10 protein-coding genes and 6 pseudogenes are annotated in these 17,701 nt (G+C 61.7%); 7 read left to right on the forward strand and 9 right to left on the reverse strand.

The genetic code is table 11. The annotated features are described in order from the left end of the window. Positions 1 to 86: 86 nt before the first annotated feature. From B9H04_RS07430 to B9H04_RS07445, 4 genes are read left to right on the forward strand one after another with little or no spacing between them, the layout of a single operon-like run. On the forward strand, positions 87 to 1,514 hold the full coding sequence (locus B9H04_RS07430; RefSeq protein ID WP_049933012.1) for an aldehyde dehydrogenase family protein: 1,428 nt from the start codon (positions 87 to 89) through the stop codon (positions 1,512 to 1,514). Beyond that, positions 1,511 to 2,647, forward strand: a complete 1,137-nt coding sequence (locus B9H04_RS07435; RefSeq protein WP_085682576.1) for a saccharopine dehydrogenase family protein — start codon at positions 1,511 to 1,513, stop codon at positions 2,645 to 2,647. The genes B9H04_RS07430 and B9H04_RS07435 overlap by 4 nt, the downstream gene beginning before the upstream one ends. Beyond that, complete coding sequence (locus B9H04_RS07440; protein ID WP_249025096.1) at positions 2,644 to 4,152, forward strand: CoA-acylating methylmalonate-semialdehyde dehydrogenase; 1,509 nt, start codon at positions 2,644 to 2,646, stop codon at positions 4,150 to 4,152. The genes B9H04_RS07435 and B9H04_RS07440 overlap by 4 nt, the downstream gene beginning before the upstream one ends. A gap of 4 nt (positions 4,153 to 4,156) precedes the next feature. Continuing rightward, positions 4,157 to 5,722, forward strand: a complete 1,566-nt coding sequence (locus B9H04_RS07445; protein WP_049933010.1) for an amidohydrolase — start codon at positions 4,157 to 4,159, stop codon at positions 5,720 to 5,722. Positions 5,723 to 5,904: 182 nt separating this feature from the next. Here the strand turns inward: B9H04_RS07445 and B9H04_RS07450 are convergent, their stop codons facing one another. Beyond that, positions 5,905 to 6,471: a sugar O-acetyltransferase gene (locus B9H04_RS07450; RefSeq protein ID WP_008445915.1), complete on the reverse strand. Its 567-nt coding sequence runs from the start codon at positions 6,469 to 6,471 to the stop codon at positions 5,905 to 5,907. Between the two features lie 572 nt (positions 6,472 to 7,043). Next, on the reverse strand, positions 7,044 to 7,229 hold the full coding sequence (locus tag B9H04_RS07455; protein ID WP_241897857.1) for a hypothetical protein: 186 nt from the start codon (positions 7,227 to 7,229) through the stop codon (positions 7,044 to 7,046). A 101-nt stretch (positions 7,230 to 7,330) separates the two neighbouring features. Here B9H04_RS07455 and B9H04_RS19150 point away from each other — a divergent pair. Beyond that, positions 7,331 to 7,516 (forward strand): annotated as a pseudogene (locus tag B9H04_RS19150) (RNA-guided endonuclease TnpB family protein); the annotation flags it as partial. 257 nt (positions 7,517 to 7,773) lie between these two features. On the opposite strand, the gene B9H04_RS07470 reads toward B9H04_RS19150, so the two are convergent. The 5 genes and pseudogenes from B9H04_RS07470 to B9H04_RS07495 form a co-directional block, all read right to left on the reverse strand. Next, positions 7,774 to 8,565 carry a DUF7260 family protein gene (locus B9H04_RS07470; protein WP_049933009.1) on the reverse strand — a complete coding sequence of 264 codons (792 nt, stop codon included), beginning with the start codon at positions 8,563 to 8,565 and terminating at the stop codon, positions 7,774 to 7,776. 1 nt (position 8,566) lies between these two features. Next, positions 8,567 to 9,556, reverse strand: coding sequence for a DUF7551 domain-containing protein (locus B9H04_RS07475; protein ID WP_248648667.1), 990 nt, complete (start codon positions 9,554 to 9,556; stop codon positions 8,567 to 8,569). A 224-nt stretch (positions 9,557 to 9,780) separates the two neighbouring features. After that, on the reverse strand, positions 9,781 to 12,177 hold the full coding sequence (locus B9H04_RS07480; protein WP_249025097.1) for a DUF5059 domain-containing protein: 2,397 nt from the start codon (positions 12,175 to 12,177) through the stop codon (positions 9,781 to 9,783). Between the two features lie 154 nt (positions 12,178 to 12,331). Then, a pseudogene (locus B9H04_RS19155) lies at positions 12,332 to 12,514 on the reverse strand (hypothetical protein); the annotation flags it as partial. 502 nt (positions 12,515 to 13,016) lie between these two features. Then, positions 13,017 to 14,016 (reverse strand): annotated as a pseudogene (locus B9H04_RS07495) (IS630 family transposase). A gap of 46 nt (positions 14,017 to 14,062) precedes the next feature. Between B9H04_RS07495 and B9H04_RS19610 the strand changes: the two are divergent. Both B9H04_RS19610 and katG read left to right on the forward strand, forming a co-directional pair. Continuing rightward, a pseudogene (locus B9H04_RS19610) lies at positions 14,063 to 14,349 on the forward strand (DNA methyltransferase); the annotation flags it as partial. A gap of 125 nt (positions 14,350 to 14,474) precedes the next feature. After that, positions 14,475 to 16,637: a catalase/peroxidase HPI gene (gene katG, locus B9H04_RS07500; RefSeq protein ID WP_049933554.1), complete on the forward strand. Its 2,163-nt coding sequence runs from the start codon at positions 14,475 to 14,477 to the stop codon at positions 16,635 to 16,637. Between the two features lie 444 nt (positions 16,638 to 17,081). Here katG and B9H04_RS19160 read toward each other — a convergent pair. Together B9H04_RS19160 and B9H04_RS18030 are read right to left on the reverse strand one after the other, a co-directional pair. Continuing rightward, a pseudogene (locus B9H04_RS19160) lies at positions 17,082 to 17,574 on the reverse strand (transposase); the annotation flags it as partial. Positions 17,575 to 17,595: 21 nt separating this feature from the next. Further along, a pseudogene (locus B9H04_RS18030) lies at positions 17,596 to 17,701 on the reverse strand (IS5/IS1182 family transposase); the annotation flags it as partial.

Genomic DNA, 17,701 nt, shown 5'->3' on the forward strand with positions numbered 1-17,701 from the left:
TTTGGCCGAATATACTTCGGCTACATGGCGGTTATCGAGAAAGATTTTTTATGGGGGTTGTTGTATGGCCACCGAGGACACGACACATGCGCCAACTGTACATCGATGGAGAGTGGGTCGGCTCCCAGTCGTCGGCCGAGATCGATGTCGTCTCTCCCGTCTCGGGGGAGATCATCGACACGGTCCCGCAAGCAAACGGGCGGGACGTGGCGTCCGCGGTCGACGCCGCCCGTCGGGCCCAGACGGAGCTCGAGGAAATGACCGCCTTCGAGCGCGCGGAGGTACTCGACGAGGTGACGGACTACTTCGAGGAGCACGAAGACGAGATCGCGGAGGGGATCACCGAAGAGGAGGGGAAGCCCCTCCACGAGTCCTACGAGGAGACCGAGTATGTCATCGAGTCCAGCGAGGACTACGCGCACGACGCCATCCGGCTGTTCGGCGACGTCGTCCCCTCCGAGTGGCGTGACAAGTTCGCGTACACGCAGCGCGAGCCGTATGGGCCGTGTGCCGTTATCTCCCCGTGGAACTTCCCGCTGGAGATTCCGGGCGGAAGCATTTACTCCGCCATCGCGACGGCCAACCCGGTCGTGTTCAAGCCGCCGGAGGAGACGCCGCTGACGGCGTACCACATCGCGGAGGCGTTCGCGCAGTCCAGTCTCCCTGACGGCGCGTTCAACCTCGTCACCGGTGACGGCGAGACCGGCGCTTCGCTCGTCGCCAACGACGACATCCGCCTGATCGCGTTCACCGGCAGCAGTGCGGTCGGACAGGAGATCGCGAAGACCGCGGCCGAGCGCAACGCCCAGTGCCTGCTGGAGCTCGGCGGGAAGGACCCGATCGTCGTTCTCGACGACGCGGACGTGGAGCACGCGGCCAATAGCATCGTCTCGGGCAGCAACTGGAACGCGGGACAGGTCTGCTGCGCGACGGAGCGCGTCATCGCGACCGAGGGCGTCCACGACGAGCTCGTCGACGCCATAGTGGAGCGGACAGAGGACCTCGTGCTCGGGGATCCCTTTGAGGACGGAGTCGATGTCGGACCGATGATCTCCGAGCGGATCCAGTCGAAGGCGCGTGCGCACTTCGACGACGCCGTAGAACGCGGTGCGACGGTCAGGACCGGGGGCGAGACAGACGGGCTGTTCTTCGCACCGGCCGTCCTCGACGACGTGACCGAGGAGATGGCAGTCGCCACCGAGGAGACGTTCGGCCCGGTGACGCCGGTCATCACTGCGTCCTCGTACGAGGAGGCGATCGAGATAGCGAACCGTTCGCCGTACGGGCTTCAGGCGGCGGTTTTCACCGATTCGCTGGAACGCGCCCACGACGCTGCGAACCGCATCAAGGCGGGGGGCGTGTTCATCAACGAGACGAACAACTACTGGGAACGACTGCTCCCGTTCGGCGGCTACGGCGAGAGCGGTTCCGGCGGGCGGTACGGCAGTAAGTGGCACTTAGAAGCTATGACACAAGTGAAATCTGTAATGATGAACTACGGAGGAGCGGAATGAAAGTCGTCGCGCTGGGCGGTTGCGGCGCGATGGGTCGAGCAACGTCGTGGGAACTCGCCGAAAACGAGGCGATCGACGACCTCCTCATCGCGGACGCGGACATCGACTCCGCGGACGAGTTCGCCGCCGAACTACCGGGCGACGTCGAGACGGCGCGTGTCGACGTGACCGACCACGAGAGCGTGGTCGAAACGATCGCCGACGCCGACGTGGTCGCCAACGCCCTCCCGTACGCGTTTAACGTCGCGGTGATGGAGGCGTGTCTCGACGCGGACTGTCACTACCTCGACCTCGGCGGGCTGTACCACAAGACGCAGGACCAGTTGGAATACGACGATCAGTTCGCCGAGGCCGGACTGACCGCCGTCCTCGGAATGGGTGCGAGCCCGGGGCTGACGAACGTCGCGACCGCGATGGGCGCGAGTCACCTCGACGAGGTCGAATCGATCCACATCCGCACCGGCGCGCGCGGCGGCGGCGAGGGGTTCGCCTACTCCGCGAAGACGATCCTCGACGAGCTGACGATGGACCCCGTCGTCTATGAAGACGGCGAGTATCGGACGCTCGATCCGCTCTCCGGCCGCGAGACGTACACCATGCCGGCCCCGGTCGGCGAGGTGGAGGGGTTCCACAGCATCCACTCGGAGCTGGCAACGATGCCGACCACCTTCCCCGGCGTCGAGGACGTCGACTTCCGCGTCGCGTTCTCCCCGGACCTCGTCAACATCTGTGACGTGCTCATCGGGCTGAACCTCACCAGCGAAGAGCCCGTGGAGTACAGGGGCGTCGAGACCTCGCCCCGCGAGTTCCTCGACTGGCACCTCGATCGGCAGCCGAAGCCCGGTCCGGCGGAGGAGTGGAAATCGTTCCGCGTGGACGTCGCCGGGACGGAGGACGGCGAACACGCCCAGTACCGGTACTCGACCGTGGTCGAGTCGCGACTCGACGACTGGGGTCTGAAGGCGACCGCGGTCTGGACGGGCGTCCCGATGGGCATCGCGGCGGTGCTCGTCGGGCAGGGCGACGTGACCGGAGCGGGCGCGAAGCCGCCCGAGGAGCTGTTCGATCCAGAGCAGTTCATCGACGAGCTCGCGGAGCGCGAGATCGTGATCGAGGGGGAGCAGATCGAATGAGCGTCGACGGAACCAGCGAGCGGGAAGCCACCGACCTGTACGACCTCCTCGACCGGCCGATCGCGAACTACGTCGACGGCGAGTGGACGCGCCCAAGCGGCGGCCTCGCCGAGACGGTCGTCGATCCGGCGACCGGTGAGGCGCTTGGTGACACTCCGATCAGCACCGAGTCCGACGTCGACGCCGCGGTGAAACGGGCGGGCGAGGCGTTCGAGGAATGGCGGCAGACGCCGGTCGAAGAGCGCATTCAGCCGCTGTTCCGGTTCAAGTCGCTACTGGAGGAGCACCAAACGGAGATCGCGGAGCTGCTCGTCCGCGAGCACGGGAAAACGAAGGGGGAGGCCGAAGGCGAGCTCCGCCGCGGAATCGAGAACGTCGAGGTCGCCTGCGGCGCGCCAACGCTGCTGCAGGGCGGGCACCTCCAGCACGCCGCGCCGGGGATAGACGAGACGGCGGTCCGCCATCCCCTCGGGGTGTTCACGGCGATCACGCCGTTCAACTTCCCCGGCATGATCCCGCTGTGGTTCCTCCCGTACGCGGTCGCGTGCGGGAACGCGTTCGTGCTCAAGCCGAGCGAGCGAACGCCGTACACCGCGATCGCGCTGTTCGAACTGCTCGAACGCGCCGGCTTCCCGGACGGCGTCGTCTCACTGGTTCACGGCGGCCCGGACACGGTGAACGGGCTGTTGGCGCACGACGACGTGGTCGGGGCCTCGTTCGTCGGGAGCACGGGCGTCGCGAAGCACGTCTACGAGACGGCGGCCGCGAACGGTAAGCGCGTGCAGGCGCAGGGCGGCGCGAAGAACCACGTCATCGTGAGCGACGCGGCGGACCTGTCGTACGCCGCCAAGAAGACCGTGAGTTCGGCGTTCGCCAACACCGGACAGCGCTGTCTGGCGAACCCGGTCGCGGTCGTCCACGACGACGTGTACGACGAGTTCGCGGAGCTCGTCGTCGACCGGGCCGCGGCACAGACCGTCGGCAACGGCCTCGACGAGGGCGTCGACATCGGGCCGGGCGTCTCCAACGAGGCGAAAGCCCGGATCGAGTCCGCCATCGAGACCGGCGTCGAGGAGGGCGCGGAACTGTTGCTCGACGGGCGCGAGCAGGCCGCCTCCGACGAGGGGTGCTTCCTCGCACCCTCGGTCTTCGGTGAGGTGACGCCGGAGATGACAATCGCGACCGAGGAGCTGTTCGGACCGGTGCTGGCGCTGATTCGGGCCGGCGATCTGGACGAGGCGATCGACATCGCCAACCGGAGCCGCTACGGCAACGCCGCCTCCGTCTTCACGAACCGCGGCGACGAGGCGGCGACATGCCGCCACGAGCTCGAGGCGGGGAACGTCGGTATCAACGTCGGCACCGCGGCGCCGATGGCCTTCTTCCACTTCGGGGGGCAGAAGGACTCCTTCTTCGGCGACCTGCATGCGCAGGCCGAGGACGTCGTCCGGTTCTACACCGACGAGACCGTGTACATCGAGCGCTGGCCGGACGGCGAGGAGTAGTCCCGTGACCGAGCTCCTCCTGCGCGGCGGCGCCGTGCACACGTTCGACGACGACCGGACGGTGGCCGAGGCGGTCCTGTTCCGCGACGGGCATGTCGCCACGGTCGGTGATACGGAGACCGTTGAGGCGGCCGCGACCGACCCGCGGATCGTCGACCTGGACGGTCGGGTCGTCCTCCCGGGGTTCAATGACGCGCACACACACTTGCTGTCGGTCGGGATCGATCGGCTCGAGACCGACCTCGCCGGCGCGGACGACCGCGCGGAGGCGCTCTCGATGCTCCGGGAGAACGCGACGGCGACGGAGCCCGGCGAGTGGGTGCTCGGCTACAACTTCGACGAGACGACGTGGCCCGACGACGACGGACACCTCACCCGAACCGATCTGGACGCGGTGAGCGAGGAACACCCCGTCGCGGCGATGCGCGTCGACGGACACGCCGCGGCCGTCAACGGTCCCGCGGTCGACCGAGTTGACCTCGACGGCGTGGAACGCGATGTGAAGCGTGACGACAGCGGGGAGCCGACGGGCGTGCTCGTGGAGGACGCCGCCGGTCGCGTGAAGCAGGCGACGTACCCGCGCGGCGAGAAGGCCCGCCGCGCGCTCGCGGCGGCGACGGAGCGAGCGCACGAGCTCGGCGTCACGTCGGTCCAGAACATGTCAGGACTTACCGCGCCACAGGAGTTCGGGAGCCCGATCCATGCGGCGTTCTTCGGCGCGTGGCGAGACGACGAGCTAGGGCTTCGGGTGACGTTTTACGTCCACTCCGGGAAGGCGGAGTCGCTGTCTGACCTCGAGATCGCGTCCGGGTTCGGCGACGATTGGCTCCGGATCGGCGGGCTCAAGACGTTCTCCGACGGCTCGCTCGGCGCGCGAACGGGGAAGATCTCCGGGACGTACGTCGACGACCCCGACAACGACGGGACGATGGTGACGACCGAGTCCGAGCTCTCCGAGCTGTTCCGGACCGCGGCGCGAGCCGACCAGCAGATCGCCACGCACGCGCTCGGCGACGTGGCGATCGACACTGTACTCGACTGTTACGAGGCGGTGCTCGACGACTACCGCGTACCGGATCCGAGACTCCGGATCGAACACGTGGAACTGGCCACCGACGCGGCGATAGACCGGATGGCGGAGCTCGGGATCGTCGCGAGCATGCAGCCGAACTTCCTCCAGTGGGCCGGCAAGGACGGGATCTACGAGACCGTCATCGGGAGCGAGGCCCGCGGCGGCAACAACCGTTTCCGTAGCGTGCGGGACGCCGGCGTCCCCCTCGCGTTCGGCAGCGACACGATGCCGATCGGACCGCTCCACGGCATCCACCACGCGGTCAACGCGCCACACGACACGCAGCGCCTCTCCGTCGACGAGGCGATCGCGGCGTATACGCGGGACGCGGCGTACGCGGAGTTCACCGAAGCGGAGAAGGGAACACTCGAGCCCGGTAAGCTCGCTGACGCGGTCGTGCTCGGCGCGGACCCGTTCGCCGAGCCGGAGTCGATTGCGGACATTGACGTGGATCTCACGGTCGTTGACGGCGAAATTGTACACGAAGACCCGGGGTAGCCGAGGCAGGGTCGGTTTTCCGGCCGGAAGTCAGTACGAACGCCGTTCCAGGCGTGGAACGCGCCGACAGCACTCGGTTGCGTGACTCAGTATAGACGGTACTCGTCGAGAAGCTCGTTGACGATCCACACGGTGGATCTCTCAGTTCGGTTTCGGTCGGCAGAACCCCTGTCCGCCGGGGACTATTGGGTTGCCTCGAGGTTCTTCACAACTGTGGCGGGATTCCCCTGTACGACGACATCGTCGGGCACATCTTCCGTCACGACAGCCCCGGATGCAACTACGACGTTGTCACCGACCGTTACGCCGGGATTGAGAACCGCCTGCCCACCGATCCAGACGTTATCACTGATCGTGACGGGCTTGGCATACTCTTGACCCGTGATCCGCTCGTCCGCGTCGAGCGGATGAGTCGCGGTGTAGATGTGCGCGCCCGGGCCGATCAGACAGTTCCGTCCGATATCCACCCGACACTCGTCTAATATCACGCAGTCGAAGTTCGCGTAGAAGTCTTCGTCCACGTGGATGTTGTATCCGTAGTCACAGCGGAACGGCGGCTCGACGTAACACTCCTCACCGAGCGACCCAAACAACTCCTCTAACAGATCCCGTTGTTCCTCGGCGTCGTCCGCCGTCGTTCGGTTATATCGTCTCGTGAGCTTGCGGGCGCGCTCCCGTTCGGACAGGAGTTCGGGTGTGTCGGCGTCGTACAGGTCTCCGTTCAGCATCTTCTCTTTCTCGCTGTCCATAACGGCGAGTGGTTACCAACTCAGATAGGTATTCTGGCCCTCGTTCCGGAACTCCGACGAGGAGTGACACAGCCCCTGCGATCACGACTCGAAGTCGCTTTATTTGCCACGTATCCAAGCGTTAATCACACAGAGGTACAAGACAGAAGCCCGTGATTTCAGTCGTGGGTCACTGACGACCACCTCGAGACTGAGAGTCAGCGATCGCAGCCTGACGCGACCACAAGACCGCCGCGCTCGTGGGACTCACCGACGAGTTCGACGTTCGTGTCGTCGCTACGCCGCGGCTCACTCCGTCGCCGCATCGGGGAAGGTAACCGAACCAGGAGTAGCACAGAACTTGTCTGTGCGGTTTTTGGGGTACTGAATCCCGATAAGCGCTCTTTTAGCCCACCTAATTTCAAATATCCTATCAGAACTACGGTGGGCAAATGAGCGATAGGCCGTAGTACCACGTTTCGGGCTTGCGGCCCCTATCTCGACATGTAGTCCGCCCAAACACGTGACTGCCCACAATCTGTAGAGTCGCTATCTCATATCGAGACGATGTGTGTCACGCTCCGTCGTTTTCGCTACTGGCGTTCGAGCACTTCAAGCGCCTTGCTGAGTCGCGAGATGTACTCGTCAGGTGGGAACCGCCACCAGACCTGCCCACTCATGTGAGCCAGCGGGAGTATGTGGGTATTGACCGGTTCGGAGGTACGGTGGAGTATCCCGTGGATGGCCATGATACTCTCTGGGTCGGCGTCCGTCTCCATGACGGGTTCCGGCGTGGTTGAGCGTCGGAGTGCCGGCCACGCGTTTCCACCGAAGGTGATCACAAGCTCCGGATTCAACGCTCGGAGTTCCCGTTCGAGGAGGGTTTGAGGCGGACAGGGATGCGAATGCGTCGTACAACGTTCTTTCTCGTGGTCTTCAGGAGTTAGGTCTGGGACAGGCCGAAGTGACGCCCGTGGAGACTGCGACCGCTGTGGAAACCGATGGAGGCTCTTCTTCGTCGGTTCCTGCAAGTCGCGTCATTGAAACGGGAAGCCTCGGGGCTTGACCCCGAGGCGGTTCACCTAATTCCCCGTCGGCCCTACCATGCCAACTCGTTCCCGACGACCGACCGGCGACCTCCCGGACCTCGCGCCGGGCGTCACGCTCGTCGACGTCGACGACGAACTCGGAGTCACGCCCGTCCAAGCACTCCTGCTCGACCGCGTCCTCGGCGCCGACAGCCCCGCGTTCTGGGCCGACGGCGCGAACCGAGCGAACACGAGCCGGCTCCGCTCGCTGTCGACGAGGCCCGTTGCTCATCGGTCAGCCCCCCCGAACCAGATGATCCCGCACGGTTCGTTGGCACTTCTGACACGTTTCATCGAGCGTCGCCACCGTCGCCAGCACCGGATGGTCGACTGGGAAATCCTGATAGAGGTACGGCATGAGGCTTCGGTGGCGGACGCCGACGTCAACACCGTTGTTCGTCGTTGCCTCGAGGAATGCCTGCCGGTCGTAAGCCATCTCCTCACAGCGGTCGCGATGATCGGTAAGCGTTTCGTGGCGCTGTTGTAGCGCATCGAAGCCGAGGTCGGTCAACGGCGTCTGGTTCGCGTTGACGATCCAGGCGATGATGTCGTCGACCACCACACCCGCCTCGTCGAGATGTGCTTCCTCGCGTTCGAGCGCTTTCCGTAACGCGGTGGCTTCCGCCCGCCGAGCTTGTGCTTCGGTGAGGACCATCCGTTTCAGGTCGGGAGTGAACGAGGCCTCTGTCGTCGGGGCGAGTGCTACTGCGATTGCGTCAGTGAACTCCTCGCGAATCGTTTCCAGCAAGGACTCGGTCTCGTCGAGATCGGCGACGCTGTGGGGGCGAATCGTCTCGGCGAAGGCCTTTCGGACAGGCCGACAGCCATCAGTACTGGAGGAGTCTGCGGAGAGGTGAGTGACTCCCCCGGCTGTTGTGAGGCCAGCAGCCGATGATGGTGTCTGCTCGGGCTGTTGTTTCTGTACCCGACGGATGAATGCCTCGTAAGCGTCCCGCATCTCAGCAATAGCATCCTGCTCGGATCGAGCGCACGTTCGCGCTTGCTCGATGTAGGTGTCGACGACCATCTCACACCTCCCCGTCGATCGGCGCACTTACGATGCCGTTCTGGTCTCCCGTGTCCGCGAGGCCGAACATGAGCTGCCAGCCGCCGTCTCCGGTGGTCACCTGAATAGATTGTGGGGGATGGTCCGTGTGATGGCGGCAGAGTTCGAGCGTGACCGGCAGTACGGGAAGTCGGTCGTTCTGTGCCGAGAGCGCGTAGCCGGAGATCTGCACGACAACGGCTTCCGCGCCAGTGTCGAGATCGACCGAGTCCGGCGAGCCCGTGTAGCTCTCGATAACGCCTCGCTGCTCGAGTGTGTCCAGCGTCGCGTCGAGAGGATTGGTTTCGTCGGTGGGTGGTTTGAGTCGCGCTGCGGCATCGGTAATGACTTCAGCCTGGTCAGCAGGAGACAGCCGCTCGTGGAGTTCAGCAGTTATGCTTTTGAGCAGGCAGAGACAGAGTTCGTCGGGTCCACCGACGTTCTCGGCGAGCTCGAAGTAGGCGTCCATAACAGCAGTCTCGATGTCGTCGTACCCCGATTCAGAAAGCGTCTCGAAGACGGCGCCGGCGACGCGGTGACAGAACTCGACGAGATCGCCGTGTCCGGGAGTGGGAGTCTTGGTGATCACGGGCTCGGAAAGCGTGTACTCGTCTCGTTCGGTCATCGAATCGTGGCGGTGTCCTTTCGTCGAACCCAGTGGTGGCTCCTCACAGACGATCAGGTCGTAGTAAGGGACCTGCGGGTCGTATCGTCGCAGCGCCGAGCGGTACTGTTCGGTGGCCCGAGCGGCGGCCCGTGCGGTGGCCCGGTCCGGGAACCGAGTGCCGGCCGCCGGGACCGGTCGGTCGCCCGTGCGGCCACAGCGGACGTAGTACTGGCCGCCTTTGATCCCGAGGCCGTCGATGTGTTCCCTGATGTCAATAAGTGTCGGGCCGACCATACTTACTCTGAAACCCCATTTGATGGCCTTTTTGAACCGGAATCGGGACTGTTTGAGGGTCCGACAGACCACTCATAGTCAGTCCCGTAGCATTGTTTGTCGACTGGGACGCTGCGCATATCGAGTGTCGTTTTCGGGACCGGCAAATGCGCACCCCACTCGGGAAAGCGTCGATTCCCTGGTCTCTCTCGGAGAGGCGTCAGCCGGTCTCCCCTCGCAGGGGGCCCCTCATCGGCGGCCCCTCGCTTAGATGCTTGTTCGCGACGATACCACGTGGAATACGACGGTACCATCGCTTATTCGACAATGACGGAACCGACCATCCCTGCAGCCTCATGAGGAACACAGAAATACTCGTGTGTCCCGGTCGCTTCGAACGTGTGGACGTACGATTTGCCGGACTGAACGGCACCCTCACCATCTTCCCAGCCCTCGCGGGCGGCCTCCTCGCTTTCGAACCCACCGGAGGCCCAGTGCTCCGCGTCCTCTGGAATTTCACCCTCATATGCAACGACGTTGTGTGGTTCCCCTGCAGCGTGCTTCCACGCGACTGTATCGCCCTGCTGGATCGTCAGTTCCTCCGGCTCGAAGGCGACAGCCTGCATATTGACCACGTGGTCGGCGTCGTCCGGCACCCCATCCTGAATGTTGGGGCCGCCCTGAAGATCCGTTTCCTCACTCCCGCCGCCCGACTCGCCGCCGCTACCCTCGCCGACGGGGGCTTCGTCGACGGCCCCGACGACGGCGAACTGCGCACGAATCGAAGCGTCGGCGTACGCCGACGCTGCGCTCCTGACGCCCGACCCTGACTCGATCGCGCCGATATAGTCGTTCAGCGCGGACTCGTCTCCTTCGTAGGCGCTCTCGTCGGCCTCCTCGAGCATCTCGTGGACTTCTGCCTCCTCGAAAGCAGCGAAGGTGTCTTGTATAATCGATGTCGCTGCCCCGCCGAACGACCCGCCACCGGATTCAACGACCGCGTAAATCGCCCCGACCGCCTCGTCATTGAACGCACGGGACTGTTCACCGGCGTCTCCGCCTTCTTGTGCAGCGCTCGATGCGTCGCTGAGGGCGGCCTCAAAGGACTCATAGCGGTCGTGGTCGGCCCCTTCGAGTGCCTCGTGGAACCCGCCGGCACCCGCCTCAAAGTGCTGGAAGGCCGCCTGAACCAGCGACCCGGCGCGCTCGTTTTCTCCGAGAACGTCGAGAACGCCTGCGTCGAAGACCCGAGCGGCCATATAGCCGCTCTCGACGGCGCTCACCTGCGCGGTCGATCCAGCGGCCGTCTCGAAGGACAGCAACGTTTCGCGGATGCCGCTCACGTGTTCGTCGACGGCCGCGTCGTTGCCCTCCTCGAATGCCGTCATCAATCCGTTGAGGTGTTCTTCTTCGAAGGTCTCGTACAGCGATTCGTCGGTCTCTTCGAGCGTCTCGTGGAAGTCGGCCTCGTTGGTCTCGAATGTCTCGAATAGCCCACGGACTGTCTCGGCAGCGGCCGACTCTTCGCCGAGACGGTACCGTTCGTGAGCGTCCTCGATTCGGGCTTTGAAGTAGCCCGCCTCAAGCAACGCCGGCTCGGCGCCACTTCCCAGCGCCTCAATGCCCTCGACCAGCGAGCCGTTGATTGTCTCGACCGCTGACGCGACGCCCTCAGCGTCGTCGTTCTCGATGGCCGCCGAGAGCGCACTCAAGCCGCCGTCCTCGAAGCGGGTATAGGCGTCCTCGCTGGCCTCTTCCAGAGCCTCGTGAGCACGGGCGCCTTCGAAGTGAGCGAAGACGTTCTTGACGCGCTGTCGCGCCGCCTCGGCGTGCCCACGCTCGTAGAGCCGGGCCGCGTCGTGGACTCGCGCCCGGTAGATCGTCAGGGCCGCCGCGTGGACAAACTCCGTCGAGGGGCCGCTCATCGACGCGAGCGCCGCGGCGTCCCAGCCCTGACCCTGATAGGACGCGATTTGCCCCGCGCCCGCGAGTTCCTCGTTCGTAGCGACGGCATACGCTCCAGTAGCCGACGCGTTCAACGCCGTACTTGTTGCACTGCGGAGCGACTCCATGTCACCGGATTGGGCGGCTGAGATCGCGTCTTCCATCCCACCTTCGAGCGACTCGTAGGCCTCACTATCGGCGCTTTCGACCGCATCATGAGCGGGCGAGGTTTCCCACCAGCCCAGCACCTCTTGGCCGACCGACGCCGCGCCCTCGGTGTCGCCGGCGGCGGCGAGCAGTTCGATGTTGTTGACCGCCGTGCCGAACCGGAGGACTTCCAGCGCGTTCGCTCCGGTCTCGCCGACGCGTGTGACGGTCGCCTCGCGGAGGTTCGTGTGTGCCGCCTCCCAGCCGCCGCGGGCGGCCTCGACATCACCCGCGCTCAGCCCCTCGTTCATGACGACCAGACCGTCCTCCTCGAAGCCCTCGTAGTTGTCCTCGCTCGTCGTTTCGAGGAACTCATGGGCACCGTACTCGCCGTTTGCGCCCTCGAAACGTGCGAAAACGTTCTGACCGACGCTCGCCCCCGCCCCGGCGTGGCCGGCAATGCTGAAGGTAAACGCGTCGTCAAGCCGCATCCGCATCGTGTTCCATTCCGCGGCGACTGCGGCGTGCGTCGGATCCGATTGGAGCGCTTCCTCATCGTCCGAAGCGCCGTCTGTTGACTGTCCTTCATTAGCACCGGGCGTCGACTCTTCATCGCCGGACATCCCGTTACAACCTCCGAGGGCAACGCCAGCTATTGCTGCGCCTGTTCCCTTTAGCCAGGTTCGTCGTGTCTCTTGCACATATTTTAGGCCAGCCTAAAAGAACTTAAAGACGTTGATTTTTTGGCCGGCCTAAAATGGAAAATGCCCCTGTTTTTCACAGAGAGGCAGTCGTTGGTCGGTCAGTGAATGGATCTTCGTCATACGTGGACCAGTCTCCGTCTCCACTATTCGTGACGCCTGTCGGATCGAACTCGCCGCGCTGGATACCCGCTCTGACTGGCTCGTGTTCGGCGTCGCTTGGCGGTGGTGCCGTCACGAGTAATACTTCGAGCCTGTATTTCATACCACTCGTATTCTCCCGACTTACGTCCTGCCCAAGACCCATTGTGACTGGATAGCGAATCGGTGGCCTGATGTTGACGACGAGCTCGGCAGGCGACCACTCGTGTCGACATCAAACGGACGTGCGCATCGATCGACGCTTCGAGGGGATTGTTACAGATACACAAGCCCCTACGTTTCCACTGGAGAGTGTCCGCATGACCGTGATCCAGATGAATGCGGCGTAATGGAGTATACCGCCGCATTTGACTGCCCCTCGAGCGTGAGTCCGCACGCTTTCCGGCGTGGTGGGATCACTCACCATTTGAACAGTGATGTTCCGAAAGAGGTTGTCGGTGACCGCGCGAACGTGACGGCGGGTGTTTTCGACGAACACTACGACCGGTTGAGTCAGTACGAAAAGATGTGCTCTGTTGAATCCGCAGAAGGCGTCGGAATCGGATCACTCTGAGTTGACTCAAGAGCGCTGTCGAGAGAATTTAGAGATATAGTAGACGTTAGAAATAGTTGCTCACTTTTGGGATAGAGATTTGGTCAAGAGCACTGTCGATCGCTGTTGTCAGCTCGTCGAGTGAGTCGAAGAACCGGTTGCTGAGCGCTGCTTGAAGTTGTCTCCAGCATTCCTCAACTGGGTTCAGCTCCGGTGAATACGATGGGACCGTCACAAACGCGAGGTCGTCACGGGACGCTAGGTCCGTGACGGCCGATGCCTGAAAATACGGCGCGCCATCGAGGACGACAGTTAGATCGTCTTCAAATTCTTTACATAGTGCTAAAATGAAATGTTTTGCGTGATCGGCGGTGATATACTCTGTAAACCGAGAGAAAAAGCGATCGCCGTCCTCGGTGATCGCGCCTAACAAGCACGTCCAGTCCCGTTGACCGGATAATTCGACCGAGGGCCGCGTGCCGCGCGGAAACCACGCGGCACGCGGCTCGACTTGGACGGATTTCTTAGTTTGATCGATACAGACTACTGTGGCGTCCATCTCTCGCCGCTTTTTTTGATCTCGTCGTGAAACGCTTCTTGGTCGTCTTCGTCGGATTCAGCGGCTGAACGGCGTGGTTTTTGATAACTCAATCCCGCTTCTTTCAACAACCGCCGGCAGCTTGGGATTGAGTAGTCGACGCCGTACATTTCTTCAAGATATTCTTGTGCGAGCGCCGGCGTCCACGCCGGCGCGTCAACGCCGATCTCTTCGGGTGATTCGTGGACTGTTTGTTCAAACTCTTTTTGCTGTTTTCTGAGATTTTTCGTTTTCGACCAGATCGGTGAGCATCTGTAACAGCTTGTTCAAGCGGTTCGTCGGTATCGAATCGGTTGAGCCAGTTATAAATCGTTTTTCGCTCTGTGTCGTACCACTCGGCAAGTTCGGTTTGCGTGACGCCGTTTTTGTACGCGATCGCAGCTAACAGCCGTTGAGTCGGCTTGTTTCCATCAACATTGTCAAGCGCCTCTTGGAGTTCTTCGACGGAGATCTCGTTGAGCTGATCTATTACAGGCAACATACCTTTCTGAGTAAAAATTTCTACCGACTACTATATTAACCGCACACTGAAGGAGGATAGTACTCTCGCCTACACTTATAATCATAGTGATGAAAAATCGTGGGGAGAACTATTGGAATCTCTCTGTGAAAACGACTTTGAGGTGACAGCGACTTATCCAGTATCTTCAGATGTTCAAAAATTCACCGATGAGAAGCTGTTGCTCTTGACATTGTCATCGTAGCCCGTCCAACTGACGAGCACAAGCCTATTTCTTGGAATTCGCTGCGGCGCCATATCGTACGGGCAGCTGTAAGGACTCGTGAAACTCTCGAAGAAAATCCGTGACTAAGCCAACTTTAGTGCTTTACAAAGTAGATTTTATTTTGTATTGTCGGGGTTTTTCATCGTAATGGTAAGCTTTGCCAAGCAACTGTTATGACGCAGAAGTCAGTATGATTAAGCAGATGGCTAGCAATAGTTCAAACGAGACGTTTACTGGAAAGTCGAATCAGGACTGGTGGCCTGAACGACTGAGCTTAGACATACTCGATCAGAATAGCCAGAAATCCGACCCACTCGATGAGAACTTCGACTACGGAGAGGCGTTTCAGGAACTCGATCTTGAGGAGGTCAAGGCGGACATCGAAGACGTACTGACGGACCCACAAGACTGGTGGCCGGCCGACTACGACCACTACGGTCCGCTTATGATCCGAATGGCGTGGCACAGTGCTGGTACGTACCGCGCTTACGACGGACGCGGCGGAGCGGCCGGTGCCCGGCAGCGGTTTGCGCCACTTAATAGTTGGCCGGACAACGCCAACCTTGATAAGGCCCGGCGCCTGCTTTGGCCTGTCAAGCAGAAGTACGGCCGTAACCTGTCGTGGTCGGACCTGATCGTCCTCGCTGGGAACGTCGCTGTCGAGTCGATGGGGTTCCAGACGTACGGCTTCGCTGGCGGTCGCGAAGACGACTTCGACACTGACAAAGCAGTTAACTGGGGCCCGGAAGACGAGCTGGAAACCCAGGGCCGCTTCGAGCAGCCCGGTGAGATTAAGAAGGGGCTCGGCGCGTCGGTGATGGGGCTTATTTACGTTAATCCTGAAGGGCCGGATGGACAGCCCGACCCCGAGGCGTCGGCAAAGAATATTCGCCAGACGTTCTCCCGGATGGCAATGAACGACAAGCAGACGGCCGCACTCATTGCTGGTGGCCACACCTTCGGGAAAGTTCACGGCAAAGACGACCCCGAAGAGGTACTCGGGCCCGAGCTGGAGGCGGCTCCCATGGAGAACATGGGGCTCGGCTGGCAGAATGACGCCGCCGTTGAGGACGGCGAAGTCACCACGAGCGGGATTGAGGGGCCGTGGACCCAGTCTCCGACAAACTGGGACATGGGATACGTCAATAACCTCCTCGATTACGAGTGGGAGCCCGAGAAGGGGCCGGGTGGTGCCTGGCAGTGGACGCCGAAGAGCGACGAGCTTGAGGACGCCGCGCCGGACGCCCTCAACGACAGTGAGCAGGTCACGCCGATGATGCTCACGACGGATGTCGCGCTCAAGAAAGATCCGGACTACCGAGAGATCATGGAGACGTTCCAGGAGAACCCAATGGAGTTCGGAATAGCGTTCGCCAAGGCCTGGTACAAACTGACCCACCGTGACATGGGTCCGCCAGAACGGTTCCTCGGTCCCGAGGTCCCCGACGAAACGATGGTCTGGCAGGATCCGCTCCCCGATGCAGAGTACGAACTTGTGGGTGCCGAAGAGATCGCCCATCTCAAGGAAGCGATTCTTGAGACGGACCTCTCACAGGCGCAGTTAATCAAGACCGCGTGGGCCTCTGCGTCGACGTACCGAGACAGCGACAAGCGTGGTGGTGCAAACGGAGCTCGCATTCGCCTGGAACCACAGCGCGGTTGGGATGTTAACGAGCCGGAGAAGCTGAAAACAGTCCTGGAAACGTACGAACGCATCCAGGCAAAGTTTAACGACTCGCGCGGCGAGGTGCAGGTGTCGTTGGCTGACCTCATTGTGCTCGGTGGGAACGTGGCCGTTGAGGAGGCCGCAGCCGAGGCCGGCTACGACATCGACGTGCCATTCGAGCCCGGTCGGACCGACGCGACTGCCGGACAGACTGATGCAGACTCGTTTGAAGCGCTCAAGCCGCAGGTCGATGGGTTCCGCAACTACGTTCCAGACGGTGTCGATCAGCCGGCTGAGGAACTGTTGGTCGACAAGGCCGACCTGCTGAACCTGACGCCTGACGATATGACTGCGTTAGTCGGCGGTATGCGGACGCTCGGCGCTACGTACGGCGACAGGGAGTACGGCGTGCTTACCGACCAGCCGGAGGCGCTGACGAATGACTTCTTCGTGAACCTCCTGAGCATGGAAACGAACTGGGAACCGTCCATTGAGGAGCAGGTGTTCGAGGGCTACGACCGCGACACCGGCGACCTCAAGTGGAAGGCGACCCGTACAGACCTGATCTTCGGGTCACACTCCCGGCTCCGTTCGATTGCCGAGGTGTATGCAGCAGAAGACGGCGAGGAGAAGCTCGTCGAAGACTTCGTTAACGCCTGGAGTAAAGTGATGCGGGCAGACCGCTTCGACCTAGCGTAATCGAGGAAGCACTCCGAAGACTTTCTTGACCACACGCTTTCCGTGGTTTACTGGATAACCAGTGGCGTCGAGAGCAGCGATTTATCCTGTCGCCACTGGCCCAAAACGCTGACTCCTAACCTAACTTTCAAATCAGTTCGGCGTCCCCGCAACTCATCTCTTCTACTCTCAACTTTCTTTAGTCTCTGGTTCCTACTCAAAATGTGTTATACTATCCAGTCAGTCCTGAAGTTGAGTGAGTTGGCTTATTTTTTCTCCCGCTCAGCCTGTAGGTCATCAATCTCTGCCTCAATATCCCCTCGCTTGTCCCGGTATCGCGTTAGCTCTCCCTGCGCTTGCGCTTCCTCTTGGCTCAGTTCTAACTCGCCAATCCTTTCGTCAATAGCAGTAACAACTTGTGAGACTCTTATTCTGCTCTATTGAAAATGTAAGACGGGAAGGCGATTAGAGCGTTTTAGCGAGTTTCTTGATGTTGTTGAGAGCGAAGAGAAGAACGATTTCACGGAACTGTCGGTACCAGAACCGCGAACGCAGGGCAGCGGCCTGCGTTCGCTTGACCGAGGAGTACGTTGTTTCAGCTATCCAGCGTTGCGTGTAGCCCTTTGCTCGGATGAGTGCGTTATTGGCAGTTGCCACTATCGAAGATCCGCGGTAGTGAACAAGATACTCGACATTGAGCGCAGCAACTTGGTATTCGCTGTTCCAATCTTGGAACCCATTGTCGGCGGCGACAGACCGCAGGGTCGTCCGCCGGAACGCGGACGACCCAAGGCCCAGCCCTCGTGTCGTGTTCACGCTCGATACAGCAATGTACGTCCAGCACTGCTAACTACTCCGTATCGGTCAGCGTTGTCGCCTTGATCATTTTTACGCGCCGGCCACAACGTTGGAGGTAGTGTTGAGAAGCTTGCTGTCGTTCGATGAATGTGCTGTCCAAGAGCCTGTCATAGAAACCATCTCATAGCTTGAGCTTCTCGCGGCCAGGGTCGTCTCCCCGCTCGAAGTTGGTGATTACAACGACGAGACGGAGACACAGCGCAAGGAACACTTGTGTTCGTGCGTGG

This window comes from Halorubrum ezzemoulense DSM 17463 (genome assembly GCF_002114285.1).
In the GTDB taxonomy this organism is placed as follows: Archaea; Halobacteriota; Halobacteria; order Halobacteriales; family Haloferacaceae; genus Halorubrum; species Halorubrum ezzemoulense.